Raw genomic sequence first — 8,808 nt, 5'->3', positions numbered from 1 at the left:
CCTCGACCGCCTGAACGGCCACGATCGTCGTCGTCATCACGGCTACGGCCTCGACCGCCTGAACGGCCATGATCGTCGTCATCATCACGGCCACCTGAACGACCACGATCGTCGTCGTCATCACGGCCACGCCCTCGACCGCCTGAACGGCCACGGTCATCATCGTCATCATCACGACTGCGATTACGATTACGGCCACGATCGTCGTCATCATAACGGCTGCGACTACGGCCACGATCGTCGTCGTCATCACGACCACGGCCTCGACCGCTTGAACGACCGCGGTCATCGTCATCATCACGGCCACGGCCACCTGAACGGCCACGATCATCGTCGTCGTCATCACGGCCATGGCCTCGACCACCTGAACGGCCACGATCATCATCGTCATCATCACGACTGCTACGGCCCCGACTACTTGAACGGCCACGATCGTCATCATCATCACGACCGCGACCGCCTGAATTATCATTTATATGGCTACGTGCACCAGCTCTACGCGCTTCTTCTGAAGTAAATTCATGCGCATTTCCACTTCTATGAGCAGCTTGACCCGCTGCACGTGCTTCCTCCGACGAAAACTCATGGGCATGGCCACTTTCATGCGCGGCATGTCCCCCTCGACTCGCTATTTCACGTTGCTTATCTGGATCCATACTTGCAAATCCGCGATTTGAAGTATCATTTTCATTATCTTGAGTAGCCATAGTGATATTTTCCTATTTTTATTTAGCTAAGCGTGTTGAATAAACCACCTGAACAAGATAGAAGGAGTAAATTTAAAAAGGAATGAATTATATGTTTCTATTTTTATTAATGTAAAAATAATATTAAAGATTATTTATAGGAGCATGTAATTTAATCATTAAAATTTTATTCTTATTTAACTTTATTAACATTGTGCTACTTAATTTTACTAGAAGAAACTTTATAGTGGTTAATAAGTTAAAAAATTAAAATTAATTTTATGGTTTTCTTTTTTATTAGTAATCAAAATATCTATAATAAATTTTTTAAAATAAAAAACTATTTAAATAAAAATAAAAATAAAAATAAAAATAAAAATAAAAATAAAAATAAAAATAAAAATAAAAATAAAAATAAAAAAATATCAAATATTTAAATCAAAAAGAACGTCCAAGTATTTTTTTCAAATTCAGTCATGAACAAAAAGGCAACCGTACAGTTTTTCTCAAAGATGTTGCTCGCGCTACAGATTACACGTCCTAATCTTGATCAAGTCACAAGCTGCGATCTGGTGGAAGGATTTTTCAGTTTCAATCTCCATAGCCGCGACTTTAGTTTTTCTACGATGAATTAACTCAGTAACCGCTAAAGTGGCTGCTTAACCCTTTGCCAATCAAGCCATCAAGCAGTCAGGCTAGATCTCTAGAGTTGATATGCGTATTAGAAATCGCTGTAATGCTCCAAAAAACTACATTTGGGGCGAAATTTTTTGAGAACTAATCTCGATTATGATTGGTTAATTGTATTTTTAATAAAGTGTGATGTGAGTCGTATTTAAAAAACAGTTCGAATAAAGTCAGAGTTAACAGCTCTATAAAACTGTAGCGCTCAGATAAATTTAATTTTTCTTCACCCAAATTTTCATTATTTTTGATATAAAAAATATATTAATTTAATTAAATAATTAATGTGAATTTTAAAATTTAAATTTTTTTATATAATGATTTCTTACAATTAAAAAATAAAAAATAAAAAATAAAATAATATTTAAAACAATGAGATGTTTTTCTTACCGAGAATGGAAAATTAGAAAATAGTGATATGTTTCGCATTTTATTTTTTTTATGTGATTTAATATTTATTAGATAAGTTAAACAATAAACATCCTAGATCAAAGGATATTAAAGATTATGAAAATATCAGCGATTCATGTTGGTTTATTTTGTTTATGTTTTCTGAGCCAGGCTTATGCGACATCTGATGAGTGGAGTCAGCGCTGGAAAACATCAAGTAACCGTTCTAATGAAAATTTAGTCCAAGCAAATCTGATCGAACTTAGGGAGTCTGATTACTATTCCGGGTTGGGAAAAAATAAAACCACTTATTATAGCACCTCGACCAGTTCTATCGGCACGGTGAATACCCCGACCAATAATATCAATATTGACGGTTCAAATAATGGTGTAGATATTTCCAGTGAATTACTGAATGAAGCACCTGTAAATTCCAATACCAATCAAAATACTCCGCGATGTCCTAATCTCAGCACTCAGTCTGGAGAGTCGCTATGCTGAATTTTTCCTTAACCAGAAGAAGCCTGTCTTGTGTAAGTGTAGGCGTCCTGTTTAGCTATTTTCTGACGGGATGTACAGGCTTGGCACCTGCAAACAAGAAGCCGGTCCGTCTGGTGCAAGGGCCACCGATTACCGATATTTTTACTCCTTTTGATATGGCTTTGTCCTGCTTAAAAGGGCAATTGCGTAGTGATGTCAGTTTTTCCGTTGGCGCGATTCTGGATCAGACGGGCAAAGATGTCGTAACCAATGGCGGTAGCGGAAAAATGGTGACCCAAGGTGCGGGAGACATGGTGCAGTCTGCCTTGTTTCAGGCGGGGGTGAGCTTAATGAACCGGCGTGATCCGCGTATTATCGAAAGCGAAGCCAAGTGGGGGATTCGTGATTCAAGACAGATCCAGGCCTCTGATTATTATGTGACAGGCAGTATTAACAGTCTGGATTTTATTCCAGGTGGCGGTTTTGACATGCAGATTGCCGGTGTCGGCCCGAATTACAGTCAAACCCGAATTATGGTCGGTTTAGATTTATCTCTCACCGATACACGCAGCAGTAAAGTTGTTGGCAACGTATCACTACAGAAGCAGATTGCTGCACAGGATTATGGCCTTAGTGCTGGCAGATTCGCCGGCCGTACGCTGTTGAACATTCAGATTGGTAAAGGAGAGCGGGAGGCGACCAATTTTGCCTTGCGCCAAATGTTGAATCTGGCCACTTTTGAATTGCTCAGCCAGGTCGTTCCACCCGCAGTATTTGAAAGTTGCCGTGCGGAAATACCGCCTGAATTTGGCCGATTAAATTTAACCCGCAGTTCTGTTGCCCTGTATAAATACAAAAAAAGCCAGAAGCAAAACGGCACAGATTCAGGTGGTGCTGTTCAGGAATCAGTTTCCAATGAAACAGATTCATCCAACCAGAAAAATAAGTCGACCAACTCTCCCAGTAAAGATACCAAGCCACCTAAAAACAAAGAATCTGAAGTGATTCAAAATCCTGAAGCAGAGCCGGAAATGAGCAAACAGGAGCTGATTAAATATATCAGCAAAAAACAGCGTCCATCTTCTTCAAAAAAAATGAATCAAGAAAAAGATACTCAAGAAAAAGACAGTAAAGAAAAAGAAGATGAAGAGAGTTCAATGTTGTGGGATGCCAATCCAGAGGTTGTGGAAAATTACTGGTCAAGCACTCAACGTGATTAAAAATATTTGAAAGTGGGCTCGCTCCCATGATCAGAAGAAGTACTTAGCGAGAGGTACTTCAAAACAAGAGTAGGAAGAAGAACTATGAAAAATACTATCAAAACAATCGCTTTATCTGTCGCCTTCTTGTCTGGGACAGGTGTGGCATATGCTCAAGAAACGGATGTGGAGGTAGATACCGGTTTACAAGCTACCCTGGATTCGATCTCTCAACAGGTTGCAAATGGTTCTGCCCTGAATCTTGCAGTCAATACAGCCGATGTTGATGCAAGCGTCGATTTAGAAGCACTTGCAGATGTAACAACAGACGCAACTGAGGCAATCAGTTCACTTGAAGGTACCATTGAAACTACAGCTATTGGTGCCGCGAACACAGGCAGCATTAGTATAGAGCAAGGTAGCTTGAGTACGGTGACATTGGACACCTTAAATGAAACACTTGATTCTGAATACACTGACCTTACTGGTCTGACTGACAATGTGACCAGTGGAGAAGATGTATCAGAGTACGAGGAAAGTGCAGATATCTCAGATACTTTGAGTACAGCACTTGATACCAGTTTCAGTGAAGAAATCAATGAAACTTTAAGCAATTATAGTGTAGCGAATATTGCCTATAATGCTGGTGCTATTGATGCATCTGTAAGTGCTATTGCAGAAGGAACAGAAGCTACTATTAACAACAGCATCACAACTACCGCTATCGGTGCTGTGAATAGCGGTAGCATCACTGTGACGGTTAAATAAAGTTTTGTTCGAGGTGAAATCAGGTCTAACTATTGGCAGATAGTTAGGCCGCTTTATTTTAAAATAAAATAGCATAAAACTATTGATTCAGGATGATTAAACAGATGAATCAACTAAAGTTATAATGCTGTTTAGCCTATACCTTCGTTCTATCCAAAATGTGAAACTGTGCTATTGAGTAAGTTTTATGCGGATGATGGAACAAAAAAAAGAGCGCCTAAGCGCTCTTCTTAAAAATCAATTTGACACTCAGTCACGAACAAATTCAACTGTGCCATTTTCCAAAGATTTTACGCGTGCTAAAGATTCAACACGGTAACCTTTATCAAGTAACAGTTGGCGGCCGGGCTGGAAAGATTTTTCAATCACAATACCAATACCCACGACTTCTGCATTTGCCTGATGAATTAAGTCAGCAAGACCTAAAGCGGCTTGACCATTTGCCAAGAAGTCATCAATCACTAAGGCTTTATCGCTAGAGCTAATGTGCTTGTTTGAAATGGCAATGGTGCTTTCAATCTGTTTAGTGAAAGAGAAAACTTTAGAGCGATATAAATCATCTTTTAAAGTCAAAGATTGATATTTACGTGCAAAGATTACAGGCACGCCAAGTTCTAAACCTGCCATTACTGCTGGAGCAATACCAGAAGCTTCGATGGTGATAATCTTGGTGATCCCAGCATCTTTAAAACGGGCAGCAAACTCTTTACCAATTTGCTGCATCAACACAGGGTCAATTTGATGATTCAAGAAAGCATCAACTTTCAGAACTTGATCAGATAGAACGATACCTTCACTTAAGATTTTCTGTTCTAGTGCGTGCACGGGAGAATTCCTCTAAGGGCAGATGCTTTTTCAAGCAAAAGCGTATTTTAAAAAGGCTCTCAAAAAATGCAAGCGAAATTGATCAAATCGATTAATTCGTTGTGCCTTTATAGCCTGTTAACAGCAAACCGTACGATGTTTTACCATCTTGATGAGAAACCTTCACTGGAGCATAGTCAAGTTTAGGCGCCAACCAGAAAATCGTGTCTCGGTTTGGTTTGTCATGTTTCATCACCACTTTAATGGTGTCAAAGGTCCCGTAAGAGGTTTTAACTTTTTCTGAACCCTGTTTTACAAAGCGACGTGACTCAACTTCCTTGGCATCGGTAATGGCATAACTTGATTTTAAGCCTGAAGCTTTTAAATCTTCACGTAGTTGCAGTTCAGCATTGAGTTCGTCCAGAACACCCGATTTCCAGGCAAAAGAACGTGCTTTGTCATCTTTCTTGGTGTGAATGGTTTTGGCACCCGGATTAAAGTTGATGCTCATGGTGTTGTTGTGCACCAAAATTTTGCTGCTACGGTTAAAGCTGTTGGACATGATTTGGTTGCCATTTAAACTGAAACGGCTGGTTTCAGTGGCAGATGCCATAGCACCGGCTTTGGCTGCAAAAACATAGGTCCAGTTATTCCCCGACTTGCTTAAAGTACGTGTTGCCGAGCCCATATTCTTGCCGTTATAGCTAAATTGATAACTTGCCTGGAATGGACTCATGGCAAATGCTTGGCTTGAGAAACCAGCAAACAACAGTGTAGTGCTTACACCCGATGCTAACGCGATTGTTTTCAATACATTGTGAGCCATAAGTAAAGTGTTCCTATGAAGTTTGAATAAAGTGCATTATTTTTTGCTTGGTTGCTATTATGCGCTTTGATTATGAAGATAAAATTCGAAATTTTATCCAATCTGTATCTTTGTGTAGTTTTTTTCAGCTAAAAATACAGATATTAATCATGCAAAACAATTCAGCTTATTTTTGCTTAAGCGGGCTGACTTGTGTTTCAGAAATATCCGCTATATCCCAGTCATCCACCGGTTCTTCTGCCATTTTTCTAAACAGCGCGGTCAAGTTCACATTACCAATCACCACCAGTTCAGCTTCACGTAAAACTGCATGATTGACATGAACTTTGGCTAAAGTGTCGATGATGGAACGCTTTTTACCCAGCCAGCGGTTGAGGTCTAAATGCAATAAATCATCTTTGACCTTAATGACATTGAGCTTTTCCAGAATCATGCCCAAAGGATCTTGATTTAAAACTTTTTGATAGAAAAATAAAGCAAATTTTACCGCAAGTTTTTGAAAGATATTCTTGAATTTTGCTTCGATTACTTGGGTGTCGCTAATCTGTTCAAACACAATCAGCTGGATGTCTTTATTCAGTTCCATCTGTACCAGTTTCAAGTCGACTGACAGGGTGATGTACAGACCCTTCACATCCAGCGTGGCATATAGTCGTAGCCAGTCATCATGCAGGTCGGCATGCAAATCTTTCAACATGGAGACATTGTCAGTCACAAAACGCTGAAAGGTTGCATTTAGAAAAACTTGGGATAATGGAAATTCACGCTCATCTTCAATAAATCCCTCGGCTTTTTGGTACACTTGACGTATACGTTTCGAGATATTGGATATTAGCGTTTGCATATGGGGCATCCTAGCAAGTGAATCTTCTTAGGCTTCGAGAGATGATCGATTTTGTCGAAAAGTATTAAAAATACAACTATTCAATCTTGCAGTTTAGCAAAATTAATTGCACCATTTTCATGATTTTAATTGTCTACAGTTCGCTTGTTGATTGAATTCTCGTTTTTTATTCAAAAGTGAAGACTGTGTTTATTTTATACTGTTTTATGCAGTTTGGGGACCAGGCATTTTGTCGGTTTAATGTGATGCTTAAGAAAATCAGTTTTGCACCTTTTATGCAGGCATGGTGGAAAGATCCTATTTTCACAAGTGCAGTTATTTTAGCTGCCGTTCTACATTTAGTGATTTTGACTCTGCAATTTGCAATGCCGGCAGAAAGTGATGCCGCAGTGAAAGAAATTGCGGTAACTTTACGCCCGAGTAAAGACAAAGTTGAAAATGCCGATTTTCTTGCACAGGCAGATCAGCAAGGTTCAGGAACATTCCGTGAAGCGCATCGCATGTCAAGTGACATGCCCGCACCGATGCTTGAGCAAAGTGCAGGGGAGCAACAGCAAGAAAGTTTGGAGCGGTTACAGCAAAAGCGTGAACTGAGCTTTGAAGAAAAAGTCTTAATGACGACTTTAAGCTGGAAAAAGGAAGCTGAACAGAATCAGCGTAAAAAGGCCATGGAAGCCCTGAATAGCCAGTTCCAGGCCAAAGCCGCGATGGTGGCAAGTCTAGAAGCCCAATATTTACAACGTCAGCAAAACTTTAGCCGTCAGCAAAAAATTAAAACCGTAGATGGCATTCAAGCCAAACAGGATATTTCAGCAGCCTATTTGGAAAAATTCCGTCAAAAAGTTGAATTTTACGGCAACCGTTATTATCCCGATGCTGCAAAAGTGCAGCACTTGGCGGGGGAAGTCCGTTTAATGGTGATTCTGAATAAAAATGGCGGGATTCGTGCCATTCGCCTGATTGACAGTTCAGGTCATGCCTTATTGGATGAAGCTGCAAAAATATCAGTGCGTAAAGCGGCACCCTTTGGTGGTTTTGATCAAGGCATGAAAGATATTTCAGAACTGCGCATTGTGCGTACCTGGCGTTTTGACCCGGCAGAAGCAGAGTTTGAAGTGCGTTAAATCCCTTCTCATCTCCCTTTTTTAAAGGGAGGAAAATTATGATTCAATCTAAATAAATTTGAGTTTCGTAAACCTGTCCTCTAATCCAATTTTATTAGATTTACCCTCATTCTATAGGGGAGAGAGAGCACTGGTTTTAACTTCACAAAGAATGTGCTTTCTCTCTATGGGAGATGAATAGCACGGCTACGCAAGAGGGAGAGAGAAAGTTCTTTTATCTCTTGAGAAAGAATTCATTATTTTAGTTCGCATAAGTTCGATGAATTTCACATTTATGCCAGGTTTGAATATCTTCTAAAGAGTTCCAATACGACAAAGCAATCTCAAAGTCATTTTTAGTGATCGCTTCAAATTTTTGGCAATTAAATTGTGTCAGTGCTTTTTCACGTAACAGTTGGGCTGTTCTGGAATATTCATCATCAAGGATATTTATTTTTGCTTTAAAAATAACAAGGTATTTCATTGTGGATAGTTTTTTATTTTATTAAGTCTGTTCTTTTATAAGAGATAAGGTGTTTCTTTTGCAAGCAAAGAGCAGTGAATATGATTTAAAAAGGCATGAATAAAAAAGAAAATTCTTCTATGTTTTTAGAAGATTGTTGGGCTAAGAAGGATGAAAAATTTATGAGATTTACCCTCATCCTCTTGCGGAATATATTCCTCATCCCATAGGGATAAAGGACTATTGATGTTAAATTAATATTGAAAGTTCCCTCTCCTTTAAGGCATAGGTATCTACACATCTTTAGGTACCTAATGCAATTGTTGCGATTTCATTCAGTTCATCTATTGAATATTCTGAGAGCAGTTGAAGAGTGTTCAGTAAAATCGAAAGTCCTGCCAATATTGCAGGTGCACTTTCCAACTTACCTCTCTTCTGCTGTCGGCCTGAAAGACGGGCCAGAAATATACGAATTTTCTGATTTTGTTCATCTTCAGAACGCTGTATTCGCCAAGTCAGCACACACGCCATACTGCTGATCAGGAGCCGTCTTAAAATCGC

At 39.5% G+C, this 8,808-nt stretch carries 8 protein-coding genes and 2 pseudogenes; 4 read left to right on the top strand and 6 right to left on the bottom strand.

Features of this window, described 5'->3' with window-relative positions:
* Positions 1 to 707 (bottom strand): KGG domain-containing protein (locus E0H81_RS15770; RefSeq protein ID WP_214613821.1); only part of this gene is annotated, 707 nt, incomplete at its 3' end.
* Between the two features lie 1,170 nt (positions 708 to 1,877).
* Here E0H81_RS15770 and E0H81_RS15765 point away from each other — a divergent pair.
* From E0H81_RS15765 to E0H81_RS15755, 3 genes are all read left to right on the top strand, one after another.
* A complete protein-coding gene (locus E0H81_RS15765) occupies positions 1,878 to 2,261 on the top strand; it encodes a hypothetical protein (protein WP_131269568.1) in 384 nt (127 codons plus the stop codon).
* A complete protein-coding gene (locus E0H81_RS15760) occupies positions 2,255 to 3,460 on the top strand; it encodes a CsgG/HfaB family protein (protein ID WP_131320255.1) in 1,206 nt (401 codons plus the stop codon). The genes E0H81_RS15765 and E0H81_RS15760 overlap by 7 nt, the downstream gene beginning before the upstream one ends.
* A gap of 84 nt (positions 3,461 to 3,544) precedes the next feature.
* Complete coding sequence (locus E0H81_RS15755) at positions 3,545 to 4,207, top strand: hypothetical protein (RefSeq protein WP_131320252.1); 663 nt, start codon at positions 3,545 to 3,547, stop codon at positions 4,205 to 4,207.
* Between the two features lie 249 nt (positions 4,208 to 4,456).
* Here E0H81_RS15755 and E0H81_RS15750 read toward each other — a convergent pair whose 3' ends face one another.
* From E0H81_RS15750 to E0H81_RS15740, 3 genes are all read right to left on the bottom strand, one after another.
* Complete coding sequence (locus E0H81_RS15750; protein ID WP_131269565.1) at positions 4,457 to 5,032, bottom strand: xanthine phosphoribosyltransferase; 576 nt, start codon at positions 5,030 to 5,032, stop codon at positions 4,457 to 4,459.
* A 91-nt stretch (positions 5,033 to 5,123) separates the two neighbouring features.
* Entirely contained in the window at positions 5,124 to 5,837 is a 714-nt protein-coding gene (locus tag E0H81_RS15745; RefSeq protein ID WP_131269564.1) for a DUF3108 domain-containing protein, read from the bottom strand.
* A 166-nt stretch (positions 5,838 to 6,003) separates the two neighbouring features.
* On the bottom strand, positions 6,004 to 6,681 hold the full coding sequence (locus tag E0H81_RS15740; RefSeq protein WP_131269563.1) for a hypothetical protein: 678 nt from the start codon (positions 6,679 to 6,681) through the stop codon (positions 6,004 to 6,006).
* A gap of 245 nt (positions 6,682 to 6,926) precedes the next feature.
* Between E0H81_RS15740 and E0H81_RS15735 the strand changes: the two genes are divergently transcribed.
* On the top strand, positions 6,927 to 7,805 hold the full coding sequence (locus E0H81_RS15735; RefSeq protein ID WP_131269562.1) for an energy transducer TonB: 879 nt from the start codon (positions 6,927 to 6,929) through the stop codon (positions 7,803 to 7,805).
* 256 nt (positions 7,806 to 8,061) lie between these two features.
* On the opposite strand, the pseudogene E0H81_RS15730 reads toward E0H81_RS15735, so the two are convergent.
* Positions 8,062 to 8,268, bottom strand: a pseudogene (locus tag E0H81_RS15730) (antibiotic biosynthesis monooxygenase family protein); the annotation flags it as partial.
* A 282-nt stretch (positions 8,269 to 8,550) separates the two neighbouring features.
* A pseudogene (locus E0H81_RS15725) lies at positions 8,551 to 8,808 on the bottom strand (transposase); the annotation flags it as partial.

The sequence above is a fragment of the Acinetobacter terrestris genome (assembly GCF_004331155.1).
Taxonomy (GTDB): Bacteria; Pseudomonadota; Gammaproteobacteria; order Pseudomonadales; family Moraxellaceae; genus Acinetobacter; species Acinetobacter terrestris.
Note: the sequence above shows the minus strand (reverse complement) of the source record. Positions and strands in the feature narration are given on the sequence as shown.